24 protein-coding genes and 1 pseudogene are annotated in these 26,394 nt (G+C 73.0%); 16 read left to right on the plus strand and 9 right to left on the minus strand.

Annotated features, from left to right (window positions below; translation table 11 throughout):
- The first annotated feature begins 90 nt into the window (after positions 1 to 90).
- The gene (locus IEZ12_RS00670) at positions 91 to 672 is read left to right on the plus strand and encodes a helix-turn-helix domain-containing protein (RefSeq protein ID WP_189270263.1); all 582 of its coding nucleotides are present in this window, start codon (positions 91 to 93) and stop codon (positions 670 to 672) included.
- Positions 673 to 752: 80 nt separating this feature from the next.
- Here IEZ12_RS00670 and IEZ12_RS40780 read toward each other — a convergent pair whose 3' ends face one another.
- The 3 genes and pseudogenes from IEZ12_RS40780 to IEZ12_RS00680 form a co-directional block, all read right to left on the minus strand.
- Positions 753 to 1,214 (minus strand): NPCBM/NEW2 domain-containing protein, encoded by a 462-nt coding sequence (locus IEZ12_RS40780; protein WP_435872065.1) that lies wholly within the window; start codon positions 1,212 to 1,214, stop codon positions 753 to 755.
- Positions 1,206 to 2,903: pseudogene (locus IEZ12_RS00675) on the minus strand (NPCBM/NEW2 domain-containing protein); the annotation flags it as partial. The pseudogene IEZ12_RS00675 and the gene IEZ12_RS40780, both read right to left, overlap by 9 nt.
- A gap of 161 nt (positions 2,904 to 3,064) precedes the next feature.
- Positions 3,065 to 5,161 carry an alpha-galactosidase gene (locus IEZ12_RS00680; protein WP_189270265.1) on the minus strand — a complete coding sequence of 699 codons (2,097 nt, stop codon included), beginning with the start codon at positions 5,159 to 5,161 and terminating at the stop codon, positions 3,065 to 3,067.
- 389 nt (positions 5,162 to 5,550) lie between these two features.
- On the opposite strand from IEZ12_RS00680, the gene IEZ12_RS00685 reads away from it, so the two are divergent.
- The 3 genes from IEZ12_RS00685 (at position 5,551) to IEZ12_RS00695 (ending at position 9,278) form a co-directional block, all read left to right on the plus strand.
- Positions 5,551 to 6,591 (plus strand): substrate-binding domain-containing protein, encoded by a 1,041-nt coding sequence (locus IEZ12_RS00685; protein ID WP_189270266.1) that lies wholly within the window; start codon positions 5,551 to 5,553, stop codon positions 6,589 to 6,591.
- Positions 6,592 to 6,747: 156 nt separating this feature from the next.
- On the plus strand, positions 6,748 to 8,247 hold the full coding sequence (locus IEZ12_RS00690) for a sugar ABC transporter ATP-binding protein (protein ID WP_229847161.1): 1,500 nt from the start codon (positions 6,748 to 6,750) through the stop codon (positions 8,245 to 8,247).
- On the plus strand, positions 8,244 to 9,278 hold the full coding sequence (locus tag IEZ12_RS00695; protein WP_189270268.1) for an ABC transporter permease: 1,035 nt from the start codon (positions 8,244 to 8,246) through the stop codon (positions 9,276 to 9,278). Before IEZ12_RS00690 ends, IEZ12_RS00695 begins: the two co-directional genes overlap by 4 nt.
- A gap of 41 nt (positions 9,279 to 9,319) precedes the next feature.
- Here the strand turns inward: IEZ12_RS00695 and IEZ12_RS00700 are convergent, their stop codons facing one another.
- From IEZ12_RS00700 to IEZ12_RS00710, 3 genes are all read right to left on the minus strand, one after another.
- On the minus strand, positions 9,320 to 10,324 hold the full coding sequence (locus tag IEZ12_RS00700; RefSeq protein WP_189270269.1) for an alpha/beta fold hydrolase: 1,005 nt from the start codon (positions 10,322 to 10,324) through the stop codon (positions 9,320 to 9,322).
- A gap of 91 nt (positions 10,325 to 10,415) precedes the next feature.
- On the minus strand, positions 10,416 to 10,709 hold the full coding sequence (locus IEZ12_RS00705; RefSeq protein ID WP_189270270.1) for an antibiotic biosynthesis monooxygenase: 294 nt from the start codon (positions 10,707 to 10,709) through the stop codon (positions 10,416 to 10,418).
- Positions 10,710 to 10,837: 128 nt separating this feature from the next.
- The gene (locus tag IEZ12_RS00710) at positions 10,838 to 11,101 is read right to left on the minus strand and encodes a hypothetical protein (RefSeq protein ID WP_189270271.1); all 264 of its coding nucleotides are present in this window, start codon (positions 11,099 to 11,101) and stop codon (positions 10,838 to 10,840) included.
- 45 nt (positions 11,102 to 11,146) lie between these two features.
- Here IEZ12_RS00710 and IEZ12_RS00715 point away from each other — a divergent pair, with 45 nt between their 5' ends.
- Together IEZ12_RS00715 and tsaD are read left to right on the plus strand one after the other, a co-directional pair.
- Complete coding sequence (locus IEZ12_RS00715) at positions 11,147 to 11,413, plus strand: hypothetical protein (RefSeq protein ID WP_373295425.1); 267 nt, start codon at positions 11,147 to 11,149, stop codon at positions 11,411 to 11,413.
- A gap of 55 nt (positions 11,414 to 11,468) precedes the next feature.
- Entirely contained in the window at positions 11,469 to 12,539 is a 1,071-nt protein-coding gene (gene tsaD / locus IEZ12_RS00720) for a tRNA (adenosine(37)-N6)-threonylcarbamoyltransferase complex transferase subunit TsaD (RefSeq protein ID WP_189270272.1), read from the plus strand.
- A 132-nt stretch (positions 12,540 to 12,671) separates the two neighbouring features.
- On the opposite strand, the gene IEZ12_RS00725 is transcribed toward tsaD, so the two are convergent.
- Complete coding sequence (locus IEZ12_RS00725; protein ID WP_189270273.1) at positions 12,672 to 12,965, minus strand: hypothetical protein; 294 nt, start codon at positions 12,963 to 12,965, stop codon at positions 12,672 to 12,674.
- Positions 12,966 to 13,314: 349 nt separating this feature from the next.
- On the opposite strand from IEZ12_RS00725, the gene IEZ12_RS00730 reads away from it, so the two are divergent.
- Both IEZ12_RS00730 and IEZ12_RS00735 read left to right on the plus strand, forming a co-directional pair.
- Positions 13,315 to 13,821: an FBP domain-containing protein gene (locus IEZ12_RS00730; protein WP_189270274.1), complete on the plus strand. Its 507-nt coding sequence runs from the start codon at positions 13,315 to 13,317 to the stop codon at positions 13,819 to 13,821.
- A gap of 11 nt (positions 13,822 to 13,832) precedes the next feature.
- On the plus strand, positions 13,833 to 15,245 hold the full coding sequence (locus IEZ12_RS00735; RefSeq protein WP_229847116.1) for a DHA2 family efflux MFS transporter permease subunit: 1,413 nt from the start codon (positions 13,833 to 13,835) through the stop codon (positions 15,243 to 15,245).
- Here the strand turns inward: IEZ12_RS00735 and IEZ12_RS00740 are convergent.
- Positions 15,242 to 15,835 (minus strand): TetR/AcrR family transcriptional regulator, encoded by a 594-nt coding sequence (locus IEZ12_RS00740; RefSeq protein WP_189270276.1) that lies wholly within the window; start codon positions 15,833 to 15,835, stop codon positions 15,242 to 15,244. The two genes, IEZ12_RS00735 and IEZ12_RS00740, sit on opposite strands and share 4 nt — an antisense overlap.
- A gap of 247 nt (positions 15,836 to 16,082) precedes the next feature.
- Between IEZ12_RS00740 and dacB the strand changes: the two genes are divergently transcribed.
- From dacB to IEZ12_RS00760, 4 genes are all read left to right on the plus strand, one after another.
- Complete coding sequence (gene dacB, locus IEZ12_RS00745) at positions 16,083 to 17,663, plus strand: D-alanyl-D-alanine carboxypeptidase/D-alanyl-D-alanine endopeptidase (protein WP_189270277.1); 1,581 nt, start codon at positions 16,083 to 16,085, stop codon at positions 17,661 to 17,663.
- Between the two features lie 122 nt (positions 17,664 to 17,785).
- Positions 17,786 to 18,388 carry a TetR/AcrR family transcriptional regulator gene (locus tag IEZ12_RS00750; protein ID WP_189270278.1) on the plus strand — a complete coding sequence of 201 codons (603 nt, stop codon included), beginning with the start codon at positions 17,786 to 17,788 and terminating at the stop codon, positions 18,386 to 18,388.
- The gene (locus IEZ12_RS00755) at positions 18,385 to 19,737 is read left to right on the plus strand and encodes an MFS transporter (protein WP_229847117.1); all 1,353 of its coding nucleotides are present in this window, start codon (positions 18,385 to 18,387) and stop codon (positions 19,735 to 19,737) included. The genes IEZ12_RS00750 and IEZ12_RS00755 overlap by 4 nt, the downstream gene beginning before the upstream one ends.
- On the plus strand, positions 19,734 to 21,182 hold the full coding sequence (locus IEZ12_RS00760; RefSeq protein WP_189270280.1) for a pyridoxal phosphate-dependent decarboxylase family protein: 1,449 nt from the start codon (positions 19,734 to 19,736) through the stop codon (positions 21,180 to 21,182). The genes IEZ12_RS00755 and IEZ12_RS00760 overlap by 4 nt, the downstream gene beginning before the upstream one ends.
- A gap of 31 nt (positions 21,183 to 21,213) precedes the next feature.
- Here the strand turns inward: IEZ12_RS00760 and IEZ12_RS00765 are convergent, their stop codons facing one another.
- Entirely contained in the window at positions 21,214 to 21,903 is a 690-nt protein-coding gene (locus tag IEZ12_RS00765; protein WP_189270281.1) for a TetR/AcrR family transcriptional regulator, read from the minus strand.
- A 139-nt stretch (positions 21,904 to 22,042) separates the two neighbouring features.
- On the opposite strand from IEZ12_RS00765, the gene IEZ12_RS00770 reads away from it, so the two are divergent.
- The 4 genes from IEZ12_RS00770 to IEZ12_RS00785 all read left to right on the plus strand — a co-directional run bounded on the left by IEZ12_RS00770 (position 22,043) and on the right by IEZ12_RS00785 (position 26,389).
- Positions 22,043 to 23,617, plus strand: coding sequence for an MFS transporter (locus IEZ12_RS00770; protein ID WP_229847118.1), 1,575 nt, complete (start codon positions 22,043 to 22,045; stop codon positions 23,615 to 23,617).
- A 218-nt stretch (positions 23,618 to 23,835) separates the two neighbouring features.
- On the plus strand, positions 23,836 to 24,126 hold the full coding sequence (locus IEZ12_RS00775; RefSeq protein ID WP_189270282.1) for a WXG100 family type VII secretion target: 291 nt from the start codon (positions 23,836 to 23,838) through the stop codon (positions 24,124 to 24,126).
- A gap of 2 nt (positions 24,127 to 24,128) precedes the next feature.
- Complete coding sequence (locus IEZ12_RS00780; protein ID WP_189270283.1) at positions 24,129 to 25,883, plus strand: alpha/beta hydrolase; 1,755 nt, start codon at positions 24,129 to 24,131, stop codon at positions 25,881 to 25,883.
- Entirely contained in the window at positions 25,880 to 26,389 is a 510-nt protein-coding gene (locus IEZ12_RS00785) for a hypothetical protein (RefSeq protein ID WP_043913617.1), read from the plus strand. Before IEZ12_RS00780 ends, IEZ12_RS00785 begins: the two co-directional genes overlap by 4 nt.
- The last annotated feature ends 5 nt before the right edge of the window (positions 26,390 to 26,394 follow it).

The following is a 26,394-nucleotide window of genomic DNA, read 5'->3' on the forward strand; positions in this document are numbered from 1 at the left end:
CCGTAGGACACGAGGTGTCATCAGGAGCGGACGGCACGCTCGGCACCGCACGGCCCCGTCGGTCCAGGGGCACGGGAGAGGAAGACGCCAGTGATCAACCGGGTACGCCGGCTGCGCAAGGAACGGCTGATGACCCTGGAGGCGCTGGCCGAGCGGTCCGGCGTCACCAAGAGCTACCTGTCGAAGGTCGAACGCGGGCAGAGCGTTCCCTCGATCGCCGTGTGCGCCTCCCTGGCCAAGGCCCTCGAAGTCCCCCTGGACAGCCTCTTCGCCGACGCCGACGAACTGAGCGAGGTCACCGTCACCCGGGCCGCGGAACGCCAGGCCCTGACCTCCCCGGACGAGCCCGGCACCCGCTACGAGGGCATGGCGCTCGGCGCCGGTGCCAAGGGCATGACCCCGTTCATGCTCTACCCGCCGCTCGACGACGGCCCCGCCGCCTTCCGGGACCACCCCGGCGAGGAGTTCGTCTTCGTCCACGCGGGACGGGTCGAACTGGTCCTCTCCTCGCGCGCGATCACGCTCGACCCCGGCGACTGCGCCTACTTCAAGGCCACCACGCCCCACCGGCTCCGCTCCCTGGGAACCACGCGCGCCACCGTCCTCCTCCTGGTCTCCAGCGACTACGGCGCTCCGGACGGCGCCTGGCCCCCGCACTCCCGCCTGCCCTGAGGCGCACCGGCGCTCGCCGCTCCGGACAGGCGTGCGGTGCCGGACGGATCGTCCGGCACCGCACGCCTGCGGAGGACCGGTCAGCAGGTGAGGACCGGACCCGCCCAGTCGGCGTGGTCACTGTTGTTGCCGTCGCCGCCGTCGGTGACGACGAGGTGCAGCTCGTCGGCGCCGGTGAGGTCGGCGGTGAGGTGCTTGACGCCGGCGGCGGCGTTCAGCACGCCGCTGTCGGCGACCTTGGCGCCGTCCTTCCAGATCTGGAAGGCGACGGTGCCGCGGCCCATGGCCTCGGCGTCGACGCCGACATCGGTGGTCAGCGAGGTGCAGGCGCCGCCGAGGTAGTAGACGATCTCGCTGAACGCGTTGGTGCCCAGGCCCTTGGCGTAGGTCGCGCCGTTGATGGTGATGGTGCGTCCGTCGCCGGACTGGTTGTCGCCGTTGCTCATGTCCTTCTCGACCTGGCCCCAGCCGTTGCTCGCGGAGGTCCAGGTGAGGTCGGAGAGCTGGTGGGCGCCGGCGGCGGGGCCGTTGCCGCAGGCGATCCTGGCTCCGGCCCAGTCGGCGTGGTCCCAGCTGGTGCCGTCGCCGCCGTCGGTGACCACCAGGCGCAGAACGGCGGCGCCCGTGAGGTCGACGGTGAGTTTCTTGGCCGCGTCCTTGCCGGTGAGCCTTCCGCTGTCGGCGGCGAGGGTTCCGTCCTTGAACACCTGGAAGACGGCGGAGCCGTTGCCGGACGTCTCGTCGTCGATGCCGACACTGGTCACCAGGTGCTTGCAGGTGCCGCCGAGGTTGAAGCTGATGTCACTGGGGGCGTTGGTGCCGATGCCCTTCGCGTACGTGGTGCCGCGGATGGCCAGGGTGCGGCCGTCGCCGGCTGCCCAGTCGCCGTTGCTGTGGTCGCGCTCGGCCGGGCCCCAACCGTTGGCCTGGGCGAGGAACGGCAGGTCGCTCAGGTGGCTCATGCCGGTGGGCGGCGGGACGGGCGTGCTCGGGGTGACCCGGAACATCGCGGTGCCGTGGCCGGGGACGGTGGCGCTGATCGCCCCGGTGCTGATGGTGCTCTTCTTCGACCACAGGTCCTTGACCGTGTACGAGGGCGCGCCGGCGATGCCGACGGCCTGCACGGTGGTGGTGATGGCGGCGTCGTAGGAGCCCTCGTTGGTGAGGGTGACCGCACGGCTGCCGTCGGCCAGCGGCTTCGACATGACGACCAGGCCGTTGTCGCTGGAGACCACCGAGCCCTGCTTGCCCAGTGGATCCTGGTCGATCGCGATGACGTCGGCGTTGGTGAGGATGTCGAACGTCTCCTGCTGGGCGGTGCGCAGGTCGGCGCCGATCAGCAGCGGTGCGGCCATCTCGGCCCAGAGGCTGAAGTGCGTGCGGTACTCGGTGCCGGTCATGCCGCCGTTGCCGACCTCCAGCATGTCCGGGTCGTTGAAGGCGCCGGCCTTGGCGTAGGCGGACAGTCCCTGGTTGGCGTGCGCGATGGAGATCATGCTCTGCCAGGTGTCGCTGATGTCGCCGGTGGTGCGCCAGGAGTTGCCGACCGGCTGCGCCCAGTTCCACGGGCCGCTGGAGCCCCAGTCGCAGATGCTGTAGAGGATCGGTCGGCCGGTCTTCTTCAGCGCGTCGCCCATGGTCTTGTAGCGGGTCTGCGCGTCGACGCCCGTGTTGTTGCAGTTGTCGTACTTGAGGTAGTCGACGCCCCAGGAGGCCCACAGGTCGGCGTCCTGCTGCTCGTGGCCGAGGCCGCCGGGGAAGCCCTTGACGTCGCAGGTGTGGATGCCGGCGCTCGAGTAGAGGCCGAACTTCAGGCCCTTGGCGTGGACGTAGTCCGCGAGCGCCTTGATGCCGTGCGGGAACCGGACCGGGTCGGGCACCAGGTTGCCGGACAGGTCCCGGGAGGGCAGCGCCCAGCAGTCGTCGAGGTTGACGTACTGGTAGCCGGCCGCCTTGAGGCCCTTGCTGACGAACAGGTCGGCCATCCCCTTGACCAGGTCCTCGTTGAACTGGGACCCGCACCAGGTGGTGTTCCAGTTGTTGAAGCCCATCTGGGGCGTCAGGTTGAGGCCGTTGTCGAGCGCCGACGCCGGTGGGGCGGTGGCGAGTTGGGCGCCGACGGCGAGCGCGCCGCCGCCGGCCAGCAGGGTGAGGGATGTCAACGCCGCACCGACGCGGCGGGACAGCTTTGCGCGTAAGGACTGCAAGGTTCCTCCTTGGGAACGGGACATGCGGAACTCGACCGCACGGAGACGCGGGTCGAGGAGGAGCCGTCGCGCGGTCCGCCGACGCCGTGGCGCGGACCGTGCGGAGTCGGGCGGCTCCTCGACGGAGGGTGCGGGGGCCCGAGGCGGCGCCGCCCCGCACTCTCCGGGCTGATGGGTCCGCCGCGTCAGGACACCAGGCTCCAGGACTGGCCTGCGGCCGATCCGTCGGGCCGGCTGAGGACGACGGCGGACGTGGGCGTGGACTGCGGGGCGTCCAGGGCGAGGCCGGTGGCCACGTTGGTGACGGTCAGCGCACCGGTGACGGTGTTCTGGACGACGCGCCACTTCTGGTAGGCGCTGTTGGGGTCGTAGCTGTTGAGGACCCACGCCGGGCCGCCGGGCGCGGCCGGTCCGGTCAGGGTGCCGTGGACCTGGGTGTCGGTGTAGCAGTCGTCGGTGATGTGCACCGTGCCGTCGCCGTTGGCGTCGAAGCGCCACCGCTCCGAGGTGTGCCAGTCCCACCAGGTGTTGATGTCGGTGGTCGAGCCGTCGGGGGCGCTGCACATGCCCCGGACCTCCAGGACCTGGCCGCCGGTGCCGCCGGCGCTGATGCCGTGGTAGCGGCCGTCGCCGATCACCGTCGCCGGGACGGTGACGGGCAGGGCCTTGAGCCGGTACATGGCCACGCCGTGCGGGGCGACCGAGGCGCCCAGCGTGCCGGTGATGTCGCCGGTGGCACCGGTCCACAGCTCCTTGGAGGAGTAGCCGGGGCCGGTCAGTCCCAGCGCGCTCAGGGTGGTGGAGACGGTCCGGGTGGAGTTCGGGTCCTGGTTGACCAGCAGGACGGCGGTGTCGCCGTTCGCCAGCTGCCGCTTGAGGACCAACGGGTCCGTGGGGCTGTTCGGCGGGCTGCCGACCAGGGTGGCGGGCTTGGCGAGGCTGTCCTGGTCGACGGCGATGACGTCGGCGTTCTTGTAGACGGCGAGCGCGGAGTCGCTGATGCCCGTGGACCAGGTGTAACCGCTGTCGCTGTGCTGGGAGTCGGCGGCGGTGCGCAGGTCGGCGCCGGAGATCAGCGGGGCGGCCGTCATGGCGAGGATCGACATCTCGCTGCGCGATTCGGTGTCGTTCATCGGCTTGTGGCAGGTGCAGGTGTCGGTGGTGCCGTAGAGGCCGTACGGATCGAGCCAGCCGGCGAACATCATGTCCATGTCGTTCCAGCTGCCCGGCCGGACATTGCCCGGATACTGCAGCGCGGTCTGCAACTGGCCGTTGTAGAGCACGCCTTCCAGGTCCGGGCCGCGGTCGCCGCCGATCCGGCAGAGGTTCGCGACCTGACCGCACCAGACGCCGGTCGGCGCGTAGCCGGGGGCCTGCCGGGCGGGGGTGCCGGCCGCGACGACCACCGGGTCGGTGCGGGCGGGGTCGTCACCGGCCAGCAGGTACGGGAGACCGGTGTGCACGGGCTGGGCGGACACGCTCAGCACGACGCGCGGTCGGCCCCGGGCGGCCGAGGCGGCGTCCAGAGCACGCTGGAAGTCCTGGGTGCGGGCGTAGATGGAGCGGGTCAACTCCCGCCCCTCGCCCTGGGTTCCGTAGCTGTACCCGTCCGGACCGGTGATCGGCGGGCCGTAGGGGCAGTCGTCGTACTTGACGAAGTCGACGCCCCAGGCGACGAAGTCGGCGGCGTCGGTCGACTCGTGCCCGAGGCTGCCCGGGTGCCCCTGGCAGGTGGTGTAGGTGCCGGTGGCGTAGAGGCCGAACTTCATGCCCTTGCTGTGGGCGTACCACGACAGGTACTGGATGCCGTTGAGGGTCTGCCCGTTGACGGTGTGCGCCGGGAAGTGGGCCGGGTCCGGTATCAGGTGTCCGGTCGTCAGGTCGAAGCCGGTGCCGTCGATGCCGCTGGTGGGGTTGCGGTCGGCGTCGTAGAGCTGCATCGCGCCGTAGGAGTTCTTGACGAGGTCAGTGGTCTGGCCGTCGCGGTGGGACAGCGACCAGCCGTCGTCGATGGTGACGGTGTCGTAGCCGGCCGCCACCAGGCCCTTGGACGACATGAAGTCGATGGTCTGGACGACCTGTTGCTGGGTCACCGCGGTGCCCAGGCTGTTCCAGGAGTTCCACCCCATGGGCGGAGTGCGGGCGAGGCCGTTGTCGAGGGCCACGGCGGGGGCGGAGGCGGCGGCGGGGGTGGAGGCGGCGGCGACGGCCGTGAGGCCGGAGGCCGCGAGGGACAACGCCGCCAGGGCGTGCAGCAGGGTGCGGGGCGTGGGTGGACGCATGGGGGCGCTCCAGGTGAGCACGCGGGGGAATGTGGCATGACCGTTCGGTTCTGTTGAATCCATCTCCAGAGATCGACGGCTGGAGGAATCTTCAAACAGAAAGCAACACATGGTAGCCAGACCGGAAACGCGCACTCAAGACCCCGAACGCGCCGTCTTCACGAAGCTTCAGGCCAAGCCGACACTTTGATCGCAACGGAGAACGTCACGAGCCGGCCGCGGAAACTGGCAGGCGCCCGCCATCTTGACATGCCCGCGCAATGGCACTGTGATATGTCGGGTCGCGTTCGAGCATGTTGGTTTCTGGTGGCTTGACGGGCCACCGGAGCCTGCGCGACGGAGTCAGGAGCCCTTCCCCTCTCGCGTCCGACGAAAAGGAGTCTCCCCTCATGTTCCGTGCCATCAACTATCGTGCCGCCGCAGGACTCCTGCTCGCCCTGGGCCTGACCACCGCCGCCTGCTCCACCGGCCGGGAGTCCACCTCCGGCGCCCCCTCGGTCGCCCCGGTCGGCGGACGGATCTCGATCACCTACCTACAGAAGCAGGGCGACCAGGAGTACTTCGTCGGCGAGGCGGCCGGCGCGAGAGCGAAAGCCGCCGAACTGGGCATCGACCTCAAGGTGGTGAACCTCGGCAACGACGCCAACAAGACCATCAGCGAGGTGCGGTCCGCGATCGCGCAGAAGACCAACGGCGTCATCGTGGTCGTGCCCGACCCGGCCGTCGGCCCGCAGGTCGCGCAGACCGCGAGGGACGCCAGGATCGCCCTGCTCACCTCGGACGACCAGGTCTGCGCCACCGGACCGGACCCGGCGAAGTGCGCCAAGTCCGACCTGGTGCCGCGGATCGGATTCTCCGGCGCGCAGATGGGCGGCGAGGTCGGCAAGCGCGCCGCCGAGGAGTTCAAGAAGGCCGGCTGGAACGCCGCCGACACCCGGATCATCTCCGCCTGGAAGCAGGACGTCACCGTCTGCGGCGACCGGGTCAAGGCCGCCAAGGAGGCCTTCGACTCCGCCGTCCCCGGGGTCCGGAACATCGACGTCGCCACCGACAACACCCCGACCGGCGCGCAGGACAAGGTCGCCGCGACGGTCACCGCCAATGCCGGGGTCAAGCACTGGGTGGTCTGGGGCTGCAACGACGAGAACGTCCAGGGCGGCGTCACCGCCCTGCAGAACGCCGGCGTCAGCCCCGACGACATCGACGGCGTGGGCCTCGGCGCCTACCTCGCCTGCAAGGACTGGACCGGCGGCAAGCCGTCCGGGATGAAGGCCGCCCTGTACATCAACGGCAAGGACGTCGGCGCACTCGCGGTCCGGACCATGTACGACCGGCTGAAGAACGACAAGGAGATGCCCGCCGAGGCGTTCGCCCCCACCACCATGGTCGACGCCGCCACCTGGAAGAGCGCCGGCGTCACCTGCAACTGACCATCCATGCCCCGTGGTCGCCCGGTGGGGCGGGCGGCCGCCACTCCTTCGCCCCAGGCCTGAGGTGACCCAGCAGTGAGCAGAGCACGCCCCTCAACCTCCGACTCCCCACCGCCCGCCGGCCGGCCCTCCACCGCCGGCGCGCGGGTCGAGGGGATCACCAAGCGATTCGGTGCGGTGCAGGCCCTGAACGACGTGACGCTCGACCTCCCCGGCGGCAGCGTCACCGCCCTCATGGGCGAGAACGGCGCCGGCAAGTCCACTCTCCTGAAGATCCTCACCGGCGACCACCGGCCCACCCGGGGACGCGTCCTGTTGGACGGGCGACCGGTCGACCTGCGCTCCCCGGCCGACGCACGGGCCGCCGGCATCCGGATCATCCCGCAGGAACCCGAGATCGTCCCGCACGTCCCGGTCGCCGAGAACGTCTACACCGGATCCCTGCCCCGCCGGGCCGGCCGCCGCCTCGACCGGGCCGAGCTGCGCCGCCGGATCACCGCGGACCTCGACCGGCTGGGTTTCGCCGACGTCCTGGAACCCGATCTGCTCGGATCACAACTGACCGCCGCCCAGCGCCAGTTGGTCGAGATCATGCGAGCGCTGACCGGCGGGAACGCCGCCCGGGTCATCGCCTTCGACGAGCCGACCTCCTCACTGTCCGAGCACGAGGTCGACGCGCTGTTCGCGCTGATCGACCGCTTGCGCGATCAGGGCGTCGCCGTCGTCTACGTGTCGCACCGGATGCAGGAGATCCTCCGGCTCGCCGACCGCATCGCCGTCCTGCGCGACGGAGCCCTGGTCGGCGTCCGGGATGCCAGGACCACCACCGAGGACGACCTGGTGCGTCTGATGGTCGGCCGCGACCTGTCGACGATGTTCGTCCGCCGGCCCGTCGTCGGCGACCGGGTCGTCCTGGACGTCCGCGGCCTGACGACGGACCGGGTCCGCGGCATCGACCTGCGGATCCACGCCGGCGAAGTGGTCGGCCTCGCCGGGCTGATCGGCGCCGGACGCTCCGAACTCGCTCTCGCGCTCGCCGGGGACCTGCCCGTCCGCTCCGGCAGCGTCACCCTGGACGGACGGCCGCTGCCGTCCGGCAACCCCGGGGCGGTGATCCGCGCCGGCCTCGGCCTGGCCCCGGAGGAGCGGAAGGCGCAGGCGCTGTTCCTGCACCGGACGATCCGCGACAACACGTCCATCGCGGTACTGGAGCGGCTGCGCCGCTTCCGCTTCGTCAAGCGAGGAGCGGAACGCGACCTCGCCCAGGAGTACATCGACCGCCTGCGGGTACGCACGCCGTCCATCGAGCACGAGGTCCGCACGCTCTCCGGCGGCAACCAGCAGAAGGTCGTCCTCGCCCGCTGGCTCGCCCGCAAGCCCAAGCTGCTGATCCTCGACGAGCCCACCCGCGGCATCGACGTCGGCGCCAAGGCCGAGATCTACCGGATCATCGCCGACCTCGCCGAACAGGGCGTCGCCCTGCTGGTGATCTCCTCCGAACTGCCCGAACTGCTCGGCCTCGCCGACCGGATCGTCGTCATGCAGAACGGCCGCACCACCGGCGAACTGAACCGTACGGAAGCCACCGAGGAGGCCGTCCTCGCCCTCGCCATGGCCGATGACATCAGCACCAGCGCCTCAGGAGCAGCCTCATGACAACCGCCGCCACACCGCCGGCCGTCCCGAACGACGGAGGCCGGCGCCGGCCCGCCGCGAGGATTCCCGTGCTGGGCGCCGTCGGCGGGCAGAACCTCGGCCTGATCGGCGCCCTGGTCGCGGTCCTCACCGTCTTCGGCCTCCTCAACGACAACTACCTCAGCCTCACCAACATGCAGGTGATCGCCGAGGCCGCCACCATCACCGGGCTGCTCGCCGTCGTCCAGACCGTCGTCATCATCTGCGGCGGACTCGACATCTCGGTCGGCTCCCAGGCGGGCGTCGCCTCCGTCGTCAGCGCCATGGCCTTCACCTCCGCCGGCTCCAACGCCTTCGCGGGCATGGCCGCCGCCGTCGCCGTCGGCCTGCTGATCGGCCTCCTCAACGGCGCGATCATCGTGTACGGCCGGGTCAACCCCACCATCGCCACCCTGGCCGGCCTCGCCGCCTACAAGGGCCTCGCCCAACTCCTCTCCGACGGCCGGGCCCAGGGCTACGTCCTCAACGACGCCGTCTTCGTCTTCCTCGGCCGGGGCCGGATCGCCGGACTCCCCGTCATGGTCTGGATCCTCATCGTCGTCGCCGTCGCCGTCCACGTCCTGCTCACCCGCACCGACATCGGCCGCAACATCTACGCCGTCGGCGGCAACGACACCGCCGCCCGCCTGGCCGGCATCAACATCAACAAGTACCTGGTCGCCGTCTACGCCCTCGTCGGCGCCGTCGCCGCCGTCGCCGGCATCCTGCTCACCGCCCGCACCGGCAGCGGACAGCCCACCTCCGGCAGTGAAGGCCTCGAACTCAAGGCCATCACCGCCTCCGCCCTCGGCGGCTGCGCACTCAGGGGCGGCAAGGGCACCATCGGCGGCACCCTCCTCGCCGTCGCACTCCTCGGCGCCCTCGACAACGGACTCACCGTCCAGGGCATCAACTCCTTCTGGCAGAACGTCGCCCAGGGCACGCTGCTCGTGGTCGCGGTCGTCGTCCAGCAACGCCGCACTGGGGAACGCGCCGTCGGCCTCCCCGCCTGACGCGGTGTCGGTGCACCGGCGACGGAAGCCATGGCGCGTGCTCAGCGGGGCAGCCGGGCGACGAGTTCCAGTTCGTCCGCCAGGAGGGCCGGGTCGCGCGGGCCGGCGTGCGGGGCGGGCAGCGAGCGGACGCGGAAGGGGTTGTGCGGGGTGGTGGCGTCCGCCTCGCGGATCATGAGGTCCTGGAGCGGGAGGGGGATGGTGCGGTCCTGGGTGTAGCGCAGGAAGGTGCGCGGCACCCGGCCCCACCCGGTCGGGAGGCCGCGGGCGTCCTCGCTCGCGCCGACGGCCGCGGACTCGTCCGGCTCCAGGATGTTCATCAACGCCCGGACTTCGGCGTCCGGGCGGTCGGCGGCGATCGACTCCTTGACGAGGGCGAAGAACGCGGGGTCGCCCGAGCGCCAGTTGACCCGGCTGACGCCCAGCTCGGGCGGGGTCTGGATCGCGGGGAGCCTGAACATGGAGCTGGTGGCCGCCTCGGGGGTCATCATCAGCCGCAGCACCGAGGGGTGTTCGGTCGGGCAGAACGCGGAGGCGTACACCAGGTGCGCGAGCAGGTCGGGCACCTGGTTGGCGACGGCGTTGAGGGTCACGCCGCCGAGGCTGCCGCCGACCAGCACGACCGGGCCGTTGCGGCGGGCCCGCCGCACCACGCCGATCACGTGCGCGGCGAAGTCGCCCAGCGTCACCCGGGATATCGGGGACGGCTCGGTGCGCAGCCGGTCGAGATCCTGCGGGAACTGGTAGGACTCGGGGAGGTACGCGCCGAGCCCGTGCCCGGGCAGGTCGACCGCGATCGCGCGGTGTCCGCGCAGGCCCAGTTCGCGCAGCAGGGGCTGCCAGTAGTAGGAGTTGCTGCCCGAGCCGTGGACGAGGACGAAGGTCGGCGCGCCGCGCCCGGACCCGTCCGCGTGCGCGACGGAGGCGGACGCGCCCAGTGCGGTGATCGCCCCCGCCCCGGCCACGGCCGCCTTCAGCGCGCTGCGCCGTGATGTTCCGCCGGTCTTCGTGCCGGCGCTCTCGACGCTGCGCTGTTCCTTGGTCATCGACGGCCCCCTCCTTGAGTGTTGAGTGAGTGTTGCACCCTTCACAGGAGGAGACGGGACAGCCCGCGGAGATGTGACACCGGCCGGGGCGCTATCGCTCGGCGACGACCTCCAGGACGGTCAGGGTGGGTTCGGCGCCCGCCTCGCGGAAGAGTCGCGGGGCGGCCGGCGGTTCCGGCTGTGCACGCATGGCGTCGAGCGCGGCGCGGTCCCGCCAGAGTGTCTGGATGCGCCAGTGGCCGCCCTCGGCGCGCAGCAGTCGGGTGTGCAGCAGCCCGTCGGGCAGTGGCCCGTCGACGAGTCTGCGGTAGGCGGATTCCAGCGCGGCCTGGCGGTCGGCGGGGACCACGGCGCCGACCTCGGTGAGGATCCTTCCGGACTCCACTGGCGTCTCCTTTCCCTGCGGTTCGCGGCCCGCCCGGTCGACGGGCCCCGGACGATTCCACCCGACGACCGGCCGAAATCGGGGGCCGACACCTCGGCATCGGGGGTGACGGTCGGCTGCCCGTACGTTCACCCTCCGGCCGCCGTGAACCGCCGGGCCGTCTCGCGCAGCGCGGCGGCGAAGCGGTCCAGGTCGGCGGTGCCGGTGAACAGGGCCGGGGTGACGCGGACGCAGTCGCCGGCGGGCGGGCCGGCGCGGCGGACGGTGAAGATGCGGTGGCGGTCCATCAGGTGTCGGGCGATCGCCTCGTTGTCCTGTTGCGTGGTGCGGCCGGTGATCCGGAAGGAGGTGAGCGCGCAGGTGGCGCAGCCGGGCCTGGGGCTGCGATCCACGTGTGCAGGCTGACGGCGGCGAATTCTGCGCCCAACTCGGGCAGGGTGAAGTCGAGTCGGCCGAAGGATCGGGCGGCGTCGAGGATCACGTCCGCGCCGGCGGCCCGGGCAGCCGTCTCCGGGCTCGGCATCACCCTCGGCAACCTCGCCGTCGGGGCCCTCTGGGACTACGCCGCCCGCCACGACGCCCGCTGCCTGCCCTGGCTCGCGCTCGCCGCCACCGGCCTGCTCTGCGCCGCCGCGGTGCACCGCCTCGCCCGGACCGGGCGGCTCCCCCACCCGGCCGAGGAGGCTGCCGCCTCGCCCGCCTGAAGACTGTTGCAAACTATGTGCAACTGCAATTGATACGCGAAAGTGGTGCGGGCCGATGCCGAAGTCGCCGGTGGTGCTGGGAATCGAGTCGTCCTGCGACGAGACGGGAGCGGGGCTGGTTCAGGACGGCGTGCTGCTCGGGCAGGCCGTGGCGTCGAGCATGGACGAGCACGCCCGGTACGGCGGGGTGGTGCCGGAGATCGCGGCCCGCGCGCACGTCCACGCGATGGCCCCGGTGGTGCGGGCGGCTCTGGACCGGGCGGGGCTGACGCTGCGGGACGTGGGAGCGGTCGCGGTCACCACCGGGCCGGGGCTGTCGGGGGCGCTCCAGGTCGGGGTGGCCGCCGCGAAGGGCTACGCGTTCTCGCTCGGGGTGCCGCTGTACGGCGTCCACCACCTGGCCGGGCACGTGGCCGCCGCCGGGCTGGCCGGCGGGCCGCTGCCGAACCCGTGCGTGGTGCTGATCGTCTCCGGCGGCCACACCTCGCTGCTGCTGGTCCGCGACCTGGCCCGCGACCCGATCGTGCACCTCGGCGACACCCTGGACGACGCGGCGGGCGAGTGCTTCGACAAGACCGCCCGCATCCTCGGCCTGCCCTACCCCGGCGGACCGGCGATCGACCGCGCCGCCCGCGACGGCGACCCGGGCGCGGTCCGGTTGCCGCGCCCGCTCACCGGGCCCGGCGACGCACCGTACGCCTTCTCCTTCTCCGGGCTGAAGACCGCCGCCGCCCGCTGGGTCGAGGGCCACCGCGCCGCCGGCGTCGAACCGCGGGTGCCGGACGCGGCGGCCTCGCTGCAGGAGGCGATCGCCGACACCCTCACCCGCAAGGCCGTCCGCGCCTGCACCGACCACGGCATCCGCACCCTGGTGGTGGTCGGCGGCGTCGCCGCCAACTCCCGGATCCGGGCCCTGACCGAACAGCGCTGCGCCGCCGCCGGCATCACCCTGCGGGTACCGCCCCTGCCCCTCTGCACGGACAACGGCGCGATGGTCGCCGCGATCGGCGACCTCCTGGCCCGCGCCGGCGCCGAGCCCGCCCCGCTGGACGTGTCGATCGACCCGTCCGCGCCACTGGAGTACGCGGCGCTGACGCCGCGCCCGCGGGCCCGGTCCGCCGCTTGATCCGAGGTCAGGACCCGGGCCGCCAGGAGCCGGACACACGGCAAAGCGCCGGCCGCGAGGGCCGGCGCTTCGGTGGTGCGGGAGGGAGGGCTGGGACGGCCCTCCCTCCCGGTCGAGCTCGGTGGGTCAGGATTACCAGCTCGCGCCCGAGTCGGTGGCCGAACCGGAGACACCCTCGTCGTCCGCGACGGCGAAGCCGCTGAAGTGCTCCACGCTGTTCGGGGTGACGAACGAGCCGGAGCCGGCGATGCCGGCGGTGGTCTCGTTGGCGATGAACTGGACCTCGACGAAGTGCGCCTCGGGGCTGCTGCCCTCGTGGGCGGCATCCATGTCGCCGCCCTCGTGGGCGGCGGCCAGGCCCGCGCAACCGAGCAGGACGGGGGCGGCGAGGCTGAGGGCAGCAACAGTGCGAGTAAGAGCACGCATGTGAAAACAATCCTTCCGAAAACGGAATCCGATTCGGGAAGCAGTGGGCTTCCCTGTACCCAAGACACACGACGTCAGCCGGGGCGGCCAGTCGGAAAAGTCCGATTGCTCCCCATGGCCGAGTGGCCCGATCCCCGGCCGGGACGGCCCGCCGGCCCGCCTTCCACTCCTTCGAACGGCCGCTCGACCGCCCACCCGCCCGCCCGCCCGATCGACCGTCAAGGCCGCGACTTTCCCGGGGAGTTGGCGGACTTCGCCATCCCCTGGCCGGATCGAAATCGCTTGGCGGAAACGACTGCCTAGGGTACCTTGGCGCAAAACTAGGGGCCCTAGGGAGACTGGAGGAGCCATGCGGCCACTGACCGAGGCGGAGATCCGGGCGTCGTTCGTCAACTGCACCAAGGGGGAGGCGAGTCGGGCCCGGCTGCCGCGCGATTTGGCGGAGCTGGACTGGGCCGGACTGGACTTTCTCGGCTGGCGGGAGCCAGGGGCACCCGACCGGGGGTACTTGGTGGCCGAGTTCGAGGGGCGGACGGTCGGGGTGGCCCTGCGACTGGCGCCGCAGCGACCGGGCGCGGGGCGCGGTGGGGCGATGTGCTCGATCTGCCTGACGGCGCATCCTGCCTCGGGAGTGGCGTTGATGACGGCGCGTCGGGCGGGCCGGGGCGCTGCGGTGGAGGAGTACGCCTCGGCGGGCGAGTACTTCTGCAGCGACCTGGCGTGCCCGCTGTACGTGCGGGGTCGAAAGCGGGTGGCCGCGGGCGGTGCGCGGATGACGGAGAGTCTGGACGCGGAGCAGCGGGCGGCCCGGATGCGGGCGAATCTCGCCGGATTCCTCGGGCGGGTCGTCCGATGACGGATCGTGCGGTGACGGACCGTCCGGCGACGGAGCGGGCGGCGGGCCGTGAGGCGCTCGGCGGGCCGGTGGTCCGGGCGGCGCTGCTGCTGGCAGCGGGCGCGTTCGTCGCACTGCTGGACACCACGGTGGTGGGGGTGGCGCTGGAGTCGTTCGCGCGGCGGTTCGACGCGGGCCTGGCGCAGGTGCAGTGGGTGGCGACGGCGTACCTGCTGGCGATGTCGGCGGTGATCCCCGCGACGGGGTGGGCGGCGCGGCGGTTCGGGGCGGTGACGTGCTGGACGGCTTCGCTGGCGGTGTTCCTGCTGGGGTCGGTGCTGTGCGGGCTGGCCTGGTCGCTGGGGTCGCTGGTGGCGTTCCGGGTGGTGCAGGGGTTGGGCGCGGGGATGCTGTTCCCGCTGATGCGGATCCTGGTGGTGCAGGTGGCCGGTCCGGCACGGATGGGCCGGACGATGGCGCTGATCGCGGTGCCGGTGCTGGTCGCTCCGGTGGCGGGGCCGGTGGTGGGCGGGGCGCTGGTCCAGGGCCACTCGTGGCGGTGGGTGTTCCTGTTGAACGTGCCGGTGTGCCTGGCGGTGGCGGTGCTGTCGCCGCTGCTGATGCGCAATCGGCGGGACGACGCGCCGGGCCGGCTGGACCTGGCGGGTCTGGCGACGGTGAGCGGCGGGCTGACGGCGGCCGTGCTCGGGTTCGTCCGGCTGGGCGGGGGCCGGCCGGTGGGCGACCTGCGGGTGCTGGGGCCGCTGCTGGCGGCCGCGGTGCTGCTGACGGCGCACGGACTGCTGTCGCGGCGTCGGCGGGAGCGGGCGCTGCTGGACTTCGGGCTGTTCCGGGACCGCGCGTTCGCCGCGTCGACCGCCGTCTCGCTGCTGAACAGCTTCGGCCTGTACGGGGCGGTGGTGCTGGTGCCGCTGTTCTTCCAGCAGGCGGGCGGCCGCGGGCCGTTGACCGCCGGCCTGGTGATGGTCGCGCAGGGGGCGGGCGCGGGCGTGGCGGTGCTGCTGGTGGGGCGGGTGATCGACGCCAGGAGCAATCCGCGGGCGCTGGTACTGACCGGGCTGGCTCTGGTCGCCGCGGGCCTGGCGGTGTTCGCCCGGGCCGGCGCCGCGGAACCGGGCGGACTGCTGCTGGTCGCCCTGTTCGCGCAGGGGGTCGGGCTGGCGCTGGCCGCCTCACCGGTGATGGTGACGCTCTACCACTCGCTGCCGCCGGCCGCGGTGCCCGCCGCGACCACCGTGAACGCGGTCGCGCAGCAGCTCGGCGCGGCGGCCGGCACGGCGGTGGTGGCGCTGGTGCTGCAGCACGCCTCGCCCGGCGGCGCGGGGACGGTCGCGGCGTTCCGTCCGGTGTTCGCGGTGGCGCTGGGGTTCGTGCTGCTGACGGCGGTTCCGGCCGCGTTCCTCCCGGCGCGACGGAAGAGCTAGGCCCGGCGGACGGGCTGGGCGGTGCGCGGCCAGTTCTCCAGCAGCCGGTGCAGGCCGGACACGATCCGCTGCCAGGAGCCGTCCACGCCGCGCGGGTGGTGGAAGCCGCCGTTGGCCTCGATGGCGATGAAGCCGTGGAAGGTGGAGCGCAGCAGCCGGACGGCGTCGGTCAGGTCGGGTTCGTCCAGCCGGTAGTGGCGCATCACCGCGTAGGTGAGTTCGACCGACCGGGCGAGGGCCTCGGTGTCGGCGAAGTCGGCGGGGTCCAGGCGCAGTTGGGTGGCGGCGTAGCGGCCGGGGTGCTGCTGGGCGTAGGTCCGCTGGGCGTCGGCGAAGGCGGTGAGGGCGTCGGCGCCGGAGCGGCCGGCGACGGCGCTCGCGATGCGGTCGTTGATCTCCTCGGTGGCGAGCAGGGCGACCCGGGTGCGGATCTCCTGGAGGCTCTTGACGTGCGAGTAGAGGCTGGCGTCCTTGACGCCGAAGCCGCGGGCGAGGGCGGAGGCGGTGACCTTGTCGATGCCGACCCGGTCGGCGAGTTCGGCGGCGGCGCGGGTGATCCGCTCGACCGTCAGTCCGGCGTGCGCGCCCATGTCTCCCGTTCCGAACCTTGCCTGCTGAAGCCCGCGTCAGTGTATCCGGGGTCGCTCCGGCCGCTCGGGGCGCGACGTTCCGGGGCGCCGGAGCGTATGGAAGTGGGGAGCCCGCGGAGTCCGGTCCGGGGAGCCCAAGGAGCCAGATATAAAGATCATCTGATTTCCCATCAGATGGTAATGTACCGGACAAACGGGGGCGTGGGTGACGCACGTTCCCCGGTCGATCCGCACCCTGGAGCCATCCGTGCCCGCACGTCCGTACCGCCGCACTCTGCCGCTGGCAGCCGCGGTCCTCGCCGCCTCCCTGCTCGCCGTCTCGGCGCAGGCCGACGACCCGAAGCCGGCCGACGCCACGCTGACCGCCGATCTGAACACCCTGCTCGCCGACCCGCGGCTGGCCAGCGCGCAGGCCGGCGTCGAGGTGCTGGACGCCACCACCGGCGAGGTGCTGTTCGCCCGGCAGCCGCAGTCGCTGTTCACCCCGGCGTCCACCCTGAAGACCGTGACCTCGACCGCGGCGCTCGACCTGCTCGGCGCGGACTACCGGTTCACCACCGAGGTCCGCACCACCGGCAACACCTACGGCGACACCCTGGTCGGCGACCTGGTGCTGCGCGGCGGCGGCGACCCCAGCCTGCTGGTGCAGGACCTCGACGACCTGGCCGCGAAGGTCGCGGCGACCGGCGTCACCACCGTCACCGGCCGGGTGCTGGCCGACGGCACCCGGTACGACTCGACGCCGTTCGGCCCGGGCTGGGCCTGGGAGGACGAGCCGTACTCGTACAACCCGCAGATCTCCGGACTGACCGTCGCCAACGACCCCGAGTACCTGATGGACACCGTCCAGGTGACGGTCACCCCGGGTGCGGCCGGCGAGGCCGCCAAGGTGACGCTGAACCCGGCCGAGGCGCCGATGAAGTTCGTCGGCACCGTCGCCACCGGCGCGGCCGGCAGCGGGTCGAGCGTGGGCGTGGACCGGCGCCGGGGCAGCAACGACGTCGCACTGTCCGGCAGCATCGCGGCCGGCGCCGCGCCGCAGACCTCCTGGCTGACGGTCGACGACCCCAGCACGTACACCGGGAAGGTGTTCGCGGGCGCGCTGGCCCGGCACGGCGTGCGGGTGGTGCGCGGGGTGCAGCCGGCCGCCGGCTCCGAGACCTCGCAGGCACTGGCCTCGCACCAGTCGAAGACCCTGTCCGAGCTGATCGTCCCGATGCTGAAGGTCAGCAACAACGGCATCGCCGAGCACCTGACCAAGGAGATCGGCAAGGTCAAGGGCGGCCGCGGCGACTGGGCGACCGGTATCAACCAGGTCAACGCCTTCCTGAAGGCGAACGGCATCACCGGCCCGACCACCCGTCAGGTGGACGGCTCCGGCCTGTCCCGCTACGACCTGACCACCCCCGCGAAGATGGCGGACCTGCTGAAGTTCGCGCAGACCAAGCCGTGGTTCGACGCCTGGTACAACGCGCTGCCGGTGGCGGGCAACCCGGAGCGGATGGTCGGCGGCACCCTGGCCGCCCGAATGCGCGGCACCAAGGCCGAGAACAACGTGCACGCCAAGAGCGGTTCGATGGGCGGCGTCGACAACCTGATGGGCTACGCGACCGCGCCCGACGGCCGCAAGCTGCTGTTCGTCGTGATGGTCAACAACTACGCCGGCACCAGCCCGCGCCCCGTGGTCGACGCGATAGCCGTCCGGCTCGCCGCCGGCCCCGCCGTCACGGCCCAGCTGAAGTCCAACAAGCTGGTCGCGCCCGGCGGTTCCGGTGACGAGTACACCGGCACCCGCTGGGAGGACTGCGAGACCCTGTCGCACTGCTGACGTCTCATCAGCACGGGCCCTGCCGCACCGCGGCGGGGCCCGTTGCCGTTCGCGGACGCTCGAAAATTTCTCTCCATCAAACGCTTGATCGGCGTCGGAGGGCGCGCGTACGCTCCCCCACCATGAGCCAGCACCGGACGGCCGCCGAGGCGAGCCGGGAACGGATCCTCGCGGTCGCCACCGACCTGTTCGCCGAACACGGTTACGACGGCACCACCACCCGGACGATCGCCGGCGCGGCCGGACTGAACGTCGCCACCGTCGCCTACCACGTGGGCACCAAGGCCGACCTGTACCGCGAGGTGATGCGGCGGGCCCACGAGGCCGAACGCGCCGCCGTCGACGCGGCGTTGGCGGAGTTCGCCCGGACCGCCCCGGACGATCCGGCCCGGGCGGCGGCCGAATTCGCCGACCGGTACCTGGACTTCTGCCTGGAACAGCCGCACGTCCCCGCCCTGTGGATGCGCCGCTGGATGGCCGACGCCGCCGAGTTCGCCGACCTGGAGGAGCGGTACGCCCAGCCACTGCTGGAGACCGTCCGGCGTGAACTCGTCGCCGCGCTGCCGCAGTTGACGGCCGACCGGGCCGAACTCGCGGTGTGGACGGTGCTGTGGACCACGCACGGGTTCTGCCGCTCGGTGATCCGCGCACAGGCGCCGCGCTTCCGCACCCACCTGCGGGCCCTGGTGCAGCGCGAACTCGGCCTGGACGGCGGCGCGTGGTGACGGGCCGCGAGGTATCGCGGCGGGAGCTCGCCCGGTACGCGGTGGGCTCGATCGGCACCGGCATCCACTCCACCGTCCCCGGCCTGCTGCTGCTCTACTTCATGACCGACGCACTGGGCGTCCCGGCCGGCCTGGCCGGCCTGGTGGTCGCCCTGCCGAAGGCCTGGGACGCGCTGTTCAACCCGCTGGTCGGCGCGGCCAGCGACCGCGAGGCGCTGCGCACCGGACGCCGCACCCGGATCCTGCTGGCCGGCACGCTCGCCCTGCCGGTCGCGTTCGCCGCGATGTTCCTCTCCCCGCTCACCGGCTCCGGCGCCGCCGCCTGGGTCGCCGCCACCTTCGTCCTCGCCTCCAGCGCGTTCGCGCTGTTCCAGGTCCCGTACGTGGCGCTGCCCGCCGAGATGTCGGAGCAGCCGCGGGTCCGCACCCGGATCACGGTGTGGCGGATCGTCTGCCTGACCGTCGGCATCCTGGTCGCGGGCGGCCTCGCCCCGGCCCTGGTCTCGCTGGCCGGCGGCGGGCGCGGCGGCTACGCCGTGATGGCCGTGGCGGTCGCCGCGCTGCTGCTGGTGACGCTGCTGGTCCCGACCCTCGGCGCCCGCACGGTGCCGGCCCGGCCCGGCGCGGAGCCGCTCGGGCTGCCCGCGGCGCTGCGCACCGCACGCGGCAACCGGGCGTTCTTCGCGCTGCTCGGCGCGTTCGTGCTGCAGGCCGCCGCGGTGGCGATCATGCTGGCGGCCGCGCCGTACGTCGCCGCCTACTGGCTCGGCGGGTACGGGCTGACCTCGGTGCTGTTCGTCTGCCTGGTCGCGCCGAGCGCCGTCGCCGTCCCGCTGTGGGGCCGGGCCGCCGCCCGCTGGGGCCGGCTGCGCTGCCTGACCGCCGCGACCGGTCTGTTCACCGTCGCCTCCGCCGCGCTCTGGCCCGCGGCGCACAGCGGCGCCCGGGTCGGGCCGGTGCTGGTCCTGTGCGCCCTGCTGGGCGTCGCGTACGCGGCCCTGCAGGTGCTGCCGCTCTCGCTGCTGCCCGACACCGTGCACGCGGACGCGGCGCGCACCGGCCGCCTCCAGTCGGGGGCGTTCACCGGGCTGTGGACCGCCGGGGAGACCGCCGGGCTGGCCGCCGGCCCCGGGCTGTTCTCGCTGGCGCTGGCCGCCGCCGGGTTCGTCTCCTCGACCACCGACCACCCCGTCGCGCAGACCGGCGCCGCCCGGGCCGGGGTGCTGCTCGGCTTCAGCCTGGTGCCCGCCGCCCTGATGCTGCTCTCGCTGCCCGCCCTGCGCGCGTACGGCCGACGCCGCTCCGCCGTGCCGAACGTCGCCAACTCCCCCCTTGGAGCCGAATCATGACCACCGCCCACCCCGGGCTGCCGCAATTCGGCCGCCCCGCCGAGGAGTTGCCCGACGAGCTGCGGGCGATGACCGCCCACGACCTGCCCACCCGCGGCGGGCGCACCACCGCCTACACCTACGACGCGGGACGGCCCGACGTCCGGGAGGCCGCGGAGCGCGCCTACCTGGCCATGCTGGACGTCAACGGCCTCGACCCGACGGCCTTCCCGAGCATCGTCGCGCTGGAACGCCAGGTGGTCGGCGCGGTCGCCACCCGGCTCGGCGGGGACGACGGCACACCGGGGATCTTCACCAGCGGCGGCACCGAATCGATCCTGCTCGCCGTGAAGGCCGCGCGGGACTGCCGCCCCGAGATCGCCGAGCCGGAGATCGTCGTCCCCGCCACCGCGCACGCCGCCTTCTTCAAGGCAGGACGCTACCTGAAGGTCAAGGTGGTGGCGGTGCCGGTCGACCCCGGGACGTTCCGGGCGGTGCCGGCGGCGATGGCCGCCGCCTGCACCTCGAACACCGTGCTGGTGGTGGCCTCCGCGCCCTCGTACGCGCACGGGGTGGTCGACCCGATCACCGAGATAGCCGCCGACGCGGCCGGACGCGGACTGCCCTGCCACGTGGACGCCTGCGTCGGCGGCTGGCTGCTGCCGTGGCTCGCCGAAGCGGGCGCCGCCGTCCCCGAGTTCGACCTGTCGGTGCCCGGGGTGACCTCGCTCTCCTGCGACCTGCACAAGTTCGGGTACGCCCCCAAGGGCGCCTCCGTCCTGCTGTTCCGGGACCGGCCGATGCGGCTCGCCGCGTACTTCGCCTGCGCGCAGTGGCCCGGATACCCGGTGGTCAACTCGACCGTGCAGAGCAGCAAGGGCGCCGGCCCGCTGGCCGCCGCCTGGGCCACCCTGCAAGTCCTCGGGGCGGACGGCTACCGGGAGTTGGGGCGCGCCGCACTCACCGCGACCCGCCGACTGATCGCCGGCGTCGACACGATCGACGGGCTCCGGGTGCTCGGCTCGCCGGACGCGACGCTGGTCGCGCTCGGCACGGACGACGCCGCCCTCGACCTGTGGGAGCTGGCCGACGAGACCCGCGCCCACGGGTTCTTCCTGCAACCCCAGTTGAGCGTGGCCGGCCTGCCCGCCAGCCTGCACCTCACCCTCACCGGCGTCAGCGAACTCGGCGTGGACGGGCTGCTCGACGCCCTCCGCGAAGCGGTCGCGGCCGTCCGCGCCCGCGGGCCCGTCGCCCCACCGACCGAACTGCTCGCCCTCCTCGACCAGTTCGACCTCACCGACCTCGACGACGCGACGCTCGCCACGCTCCTGCCTGCCGCCGGCTTCGGCCCCGCCCGCATGGCCGGCGTCAACCGACTCCTCGACGCGCTGCCCCCGGAGCTGCGCGACCAGCTGGCGACGCGGTTCCTGTCGGTGCTGTACAGCCCGTACCTGGAGAGCTGAAGGCGCCGAACGCGGGCGGGCGCGCCTGCCGTTATGCAGGAAGCAGCGCCGCCAGCCCGTCCGCGAGGCGTTGGAGGCCGAATTCGAAGCGGGTTTCCATGTCGGGGTCGGTGAGGTCGTCGGCGAGGGCGACCAGGTTGGGGTAGGTCTCGGCGGGAAGGGTGCGGAAGGTCTCGCCGGCCGCTCGGGCGGCCTCGCCGCGGGTCGCGCCGGCGGCTTCGGCGGCGGAGAGCGGGGACTGCTCCTGGAGGACGAAGCCCTGGACGTACGCGGAGAGCAGGTAGGAGGCCATCGCGGCGTCGGCGTCGCTGAAGCCCGCGGCGCGCAGGCGGTCGAGCTGGTCCTCCAGGACGGCGAGGATGTGCGGGCCCGGGGCGAGGCGGCCGGCGACGACCTTGGCGGCGTCGCGGCGGGCGAGCAGCAGGGCGCGGTGGCGGCGGCCGTACTCCAGGAACTGGTCGCGCCAACTGCCTTCGCGGGGCGGGAGTTCCGCGTCGGCGACGAGTGCGTCGCTGAGCAGGTCGAGCAGCTCTTCCTTGTTGCGGACGTGCCAGTAGAGCGAGGCGGCCTTGACGCCGACCTCGGCGGCGACCTTGCGCATGGACAGGCCGGCCAGGCCGTCGCGTTCGAGGATGCGCAGGGCGGCGGCGGTCAGGGCCTGCCGGGTGAGGGCCTGCCCGGGGGTGTCGGACGCAGCGGCGTCGGGGGTGGTCTCGGCCATGCGGGGTTCCTCAGGGTGGGTGGTCCGGGGCACTGATCGCGCTTGCAATCTAACACTGTTAGGGCCATCCTGGGTGCGCACCAACGGCCCCTAACACCGTTAGGGGCTATCTCGACACGCCCGGAGGGGGACGGTCCCGGTGGAAGGTTCGGTCAGCGCGCGCCACAAGTGGCAGGCGCTCGGCACGCTCTGCGTCACGATGTTCATGGCGATGCTGGACAACGTCATCGTCAACATCGCCCTGCCCCGGATCGGCCGGGACCTGGACGCGGGCATCAGCGGCCTGCAGTGGGTGGCCGAGGGCTACAGCCTGGTGTACGCGGCGCTGCTGCTCACCGGCGGCACGCTCGGCGACCGGTACGGCCGGACCGGGGTGTTCCGGTTCGGGCTGGCGCTGTTCACGCTCGGGTCGGCGGCCGCGGCGCTGGCCGGCGACATCGGGGTGCTGGTCGCCGCGCGGATGCTGCAGGGCGTCGGTGCGGCGCTGCTGACGCCGGGCAGCCTGGCGATCCTGCGGCAGGTGTTCACCGACGAGAAGGAGCGGGCCCGGGCGATCGGCCTGTGGTCGGGGGTCTCGGCGCTCGGCCTGTCGATCGGTCCGGTGATCGGCGGCCCGATGGTGGACGCGTTCGGCTGGGCCAGCGTGTTCTGGATCAACGTCCCGGTCGGGCTGCTGGCCATGGTGCTCGCGTACCGGGTGCTGCCGGTGATCGCGCCGCGCGAGCGCCGGATCGACCTCGGCGGGCTCGCGCTGTCCGCCGCCGGCCTGGGCGCGCTGGTCTACGGTCTGGTCGAGGGCCCGGGCCGGGGCTGGGCCGACCCGGTCGTGCTGGCCTGCGGGGCCGCCGCGGTCGTGCTGCTCACCGTCTTCGTGCTGGTCGAACTGCGGGTCGCGGAGCCGATGCTGGAGCTGCGGCTGTTCCGCGACCGGGTGCTCGCCGGGGCGCTGCTGAGCGGGCTGACGGTCAGTTTCGGGATGTTCGGCGCGCTGTTCTTCCTGCCGTTGATGCTGCAGGGCGTGATGCGCTGGGCCCCGACCGACGCCGGGTACGCCGGCCTGCCGATGACAGCCGTGATCATGCTGGCCGCGCCGCTGTCCGGTCGGCTGACCTCCCGTCACGGGGCTCGCCTGCCCCTGGTGCTGGGCATCGCACTGTGCGCGGCCGGTCTCGGCGGGCTGTCGCTGTACGGCGGGCACGCGCACTACTGGTCGTACGTGTGGACGCTGGTGGTGCTGGGCTTCGGCATGGGCCTGACGTTCACGCCGGTATCGATCGCGGTGCTCCAGCGGGTCGCCCCCGCGCAGACCGGCATGGCCTCGGCGACCATCAACACGCTGCGCGAACTCGGCGGCGTGCTCGGCATCGCGGTCCTCGGCGCCGTCCTCACCAACCGCCTGACCGACTCGCTCACCACCGCCCTGCCGCGGCTCGGCCTGCCCGTCGACCACGTCTCCCGCGCGGTGTCCGCCCTCACCGGCCACGGCGCCGGCCCCGCCGCGGCGCCCACCCCCGCCCCCGTCCAGGCCGCCGTCGACACCGCCTTCGTCGACGCCCTCCACCTGGCCCTGCGCTGCGGCTCCGCGGCCCTCGCCGCCACCGCCGTCCTGGTCGCCGTCCTGCTCCACCGCCCGGCCGTCCGACGACCGGTCGCCGAACCGGCCCCGGTCGGCGGGTCGGCGCGGCGACGGACCGCCGACCACTCGGCCGGGTGACGGCCGCGGTCCGGGACGACTGTTCACCCCTTCAGGTAAAGCATCGTCAAAGTACGCACCAAGTAGGGTGACGAACGGTATGCGGGGATGTGGTGAACGGCCCTGGGTTCGGCGGCCGGGTTTCGCTAGCATGACCCGCTCAAGTGGTCGGACCGACACCGGTGTTGGGGGATGGCGTGCGCGACGTGGGCCCAGGCGGCAGTGGCGGCGGGTTCCAAGTGGATCCGGACGAGCTGGACGGGGCGGGGCAGACCGCGAGGATCGTCGCGGAGCGGGTCCCGGACGCGGCCGGGCGGGTGCTGGGTCCGTCCGACAACGCGGAGGGCGGGCTGCGCGGCTGGCTGACGGGCAGTGAGCTGGACGCCTGCACCACCGCGTGGAAGTCGATGCTGGACCGGCTGTCCGCGGAGATGGACCAGCAGGGCGAGAAGCTCCGGCAGACCGCGGCCAACTACCGCAGCGCCGAGCAGGCCGCGGGCAACGCCGTCGCCACGGCCGGTGGGCGGTGACCATGGACGTCCCCACGCTCCGCGACGCGGACCCGCAGCGGCTGTTCGGCGCCGCCGACGCGTACCAGGCGCTCGCCGAGGCCGTCGCCGACGACGGCCGGCAGTGGCGGGCCGGGGTGGACGACCGGGTGCGGAACTCCGGGTGGACCGGCAACGCGGCCGACGGCGCCCGGCAGTCACTGTCCCGGACCACCGGCAAACTGGCCGCCGCGCAGCTGGAGTTGGCCCGGATCGCGCCCGTCCTGCGGGAGGGCGCGGAGGCGTTCGTGCTGGCCCAGGCGGACCTGCGCCGGGCCCTGCAGGAGGCACAGGCCGGCGGCTACCAGGTCTCCGACGACGGCGGGATCTCCTGGCCGCCGCCGAGCGCCGCCGAACGGCACGACCCGGACGCGCCCGACCGCGCCCGGCAGGGCACCGACCTGCGCGACCGGATCGGCGAGGCGCTGTCCAAGGCCGCGCACGCCGACCAGGTGACGGCGGAGCGGCTGCGCCAGTACACCACCGACGCCCGCACCGGCGCCGGCCTCGACCCGGGCACCGCCGCGATGCGGCTGAACAGCACGCTGCTGCGCGCGTTCACCGGCAGTGAGGACCTGGTCCTGGCGGGCATGCCGGACCAGAACGCCTCGCCGACCGAGGTGAACTCCTGGTGGAAGTCGCTGCCGGCGGACGAACAGCAGCGGCTGATCAGCCAGCACCCGGGCGAGATCGGCAACCGCAACGGCATCCCCACCCCGGCCCGCGACCAGGCCAACCGGATCCGGCTCGACCAGCTGGTGAACGACCTGTCGTCCCGTCAGAACCTTTCGGAGTGGGACCAGAAGAAGCTGGAGGGCTTCCGTTCCATCCAGGGCCGGCTGAAGGACGACCAGGGCAAGCAGCCGCCCGCCTACCTGCTGGTGATCGGCGACCAGGGCCAAGGCCGGGCCGCACTCGCGTACGGCAACCCGGACACCGCGGACGACGTGGTGGCGTACGTTCCGGGCCTGAACACCGAGATCAAGAACATGGGCGGCGGCGACGCCAACCGGGCCCGCGACCTGTGGCAGTCCGCGCACGACATCGACCCGAGCCGGTCCACCGCCTCGATCGCCTGGCTGGGCTACGACGCCCCGCAGGCCAAGGGGATCAGCCCGGACGCGCTGGCGGTGGCCGGCGACGAGCGGGCCAAGCAGGGCGGCGAGGCCTACCAGGGCTTCCTGCAGGGCCTGCGGGCCTCGCACGAGGGCCAACCGGCGCACCTGACGGCGCTCGGCCACAGCTACGGCTCGTTCACCGTCGGGCAGGCGGCGCAGCGGCCGGGCGGCATACCGGCGGACGACATCATCCTGGTCGGCTCGCCCGGCACCGGTGCGCAGAAGGCCGGGCAGCTGGGCGTGGACGGCTCGCACGTCTGGGTGGGCGCGGCCGAGCACGACCCGGTCTCGCACCTGCCGAGCCACGCCGAGGCGAAGGGCATCGGCATCGGCGCGGGCATCGGCGGTCTGGTCGGCGGCGTGCCGGGCGCGGTGCTCGGCGGCTTCATCGGTGACAAGATCGCGGGGCACGGTGATCCGCACGAGCTCTGGTTCGGGCAGGACCCGGCGAGTTCCGAGTTCGGCGCGCGCCGTTTCGACGTGGCGGACGGCCCGCTGGGCTTCCAGTCGCACTCGGACTACTGGAATCAGGGCGACGGCCGGGACGGCCACTCGCTGCGCAACATGGGCATGATCGTCTCCGGTCACGGTGACCGGGTGATCGGACAGGACCGGCGATGAACGACTTCGCGGCACCCCACCCGTCGGCCGCGCTGCTGGCCGCGAAGGCGGCGGTGGACGAGCTGCTGGACTCCGCCCCGGCGGCGCTGAACCCGCCCGCCGACTGGGCGGACGGCCCGTACGTGGCGGTGGAGCACGAGCACCCGTACACCCGGGAGCCGGACGGCACCGCGCACCTGGAGAAGCGGCGCTACCTGATGACCCGGCTGTCGGCGGACCGCTACCCGGAGCTGCTCGCCCAGCTGGGCCGGGCCTGGCGGGCCCGCGGCTGGCAGCTGAGCGGCGAGAACGATCCGGTGCTGCCGCTGCTGCGGGCCGAATCACCGCTCGGGACGGTCGAGTTGAGGATCGGCATCCCGGGCAACGCGACGCTGCTGGCGCGGGTGCAGGACGTGCCGCCGAGCGGCACCTCGTACCCGTTCGGCGGCGACTCCACCGTCCCGCTGGGGCCGGACGGCGTGATGGACACCATGCCGCGCCGGCACGACCCGTTCTGGTCGGTGTGACGCCG

It is taken from the genome of Kitasatospora griseola (assembly GCF_014648555.1).
GTDB lineage: Bacteria > Actinomycetota > Actinomycetes > Streptomycetales > Streptomycetaceae > Kitasatospora > Kitasatospora griseola.

Bases quoted from the DNA above. Each gene is read 5' to 3' on its own strand.
- IEZ12_RS00730 (WP_189270274.1), top strand. From the start codon at position 13,315: ATGCGGCCACTGACCGAGGCGGAGATCCGGGCGTCGTTCGTCAACTGC.
- IEZ12_RS00785 (WP_043913617.1), top strand. From the start codon at position 25,880: ATGAACGACTTCGCGGCACCCCACCCGTCGGCCGCGCTGCTGGCCGCG.
- IEZ12_RS00760 (WP_189270280.1), top strand. From the start codon at position 19,734: ATGACCACCGCCCACCCCGGGCTGCCGCAATTCGGCCGCCCCGCCGAG.
- IEZ12_RS00750 (WP_189270278.1), top strand. From the start codon at position 17,786: ATGAGCCAGCACCGGACGGCCGCCGAGGCGAGCCGGGAACGGATCCTC.
- IEZ12_RS00740 (WP_189270276.1), bottom strand. From the start codon at position 15,835: ATGGGCGCGCACGCCGGACTGACGGTCGAGCGGATCACCCGCGCCGCC.
- IEZ12_RS00700 (WP_189270269.1), bottom strand. From the start codon at position 10,324: ATGACCAAGGAACAGCGCAGCGTCGAGAGCGCCGGCACGAAGACCGGC.
- IEZ12_RS00725 (WP_189270273.1), bottom strand. From the start codon at position 12,965: ATGCGTGCTCTTACTCGCACTGTTGCTGCCCTCAGCCTCGCCGCCCCC.
- IEZ12_RS00780 (WP_189270283.1), top strand. From the start codon at position 24,129: ATGGACGTCCCCACGCTCCGCGACGCGGACCCGCAGCGGCTGTTCGGC.
- IEZ12_RS00680 (WP_189270265.1), bottom strand. From the start codon at position 5,161: ATGCGTCCACCCACGCCCCGCACCCTGCTGCACGCCCTGGCGGCGTTG.
- IEZ12_RS00695 (WP_189270268.1), top strand. From the start codon at position 8,244: ATGACAACCGCCGCCACACCGCCGGCCGTCCCGAACGACGGAGGCCGG.
- tsaD (WP_189270272.1), top strand. From the start codon at position 11,469: ATGCCGAAGTCGCCGGTGGTGCTGGGAATCGAGTCGTCCTGCGACGAG.
- IEZ12_RS00765 (WP_189270281.1), bottom strand. From the start codon at position 21,903: ATGGCCGAGACCACCCCCGACGCCGCTGCGTCCGACACCCCCGGGCAG.
- IEZ12_RS00685 (WP_189270266.1), top strand. From the start codon at position 5,551: ATGTTCCGTGCCATCAACTATCGTGCCGCCGCAGGACTCCTGCTCGCC.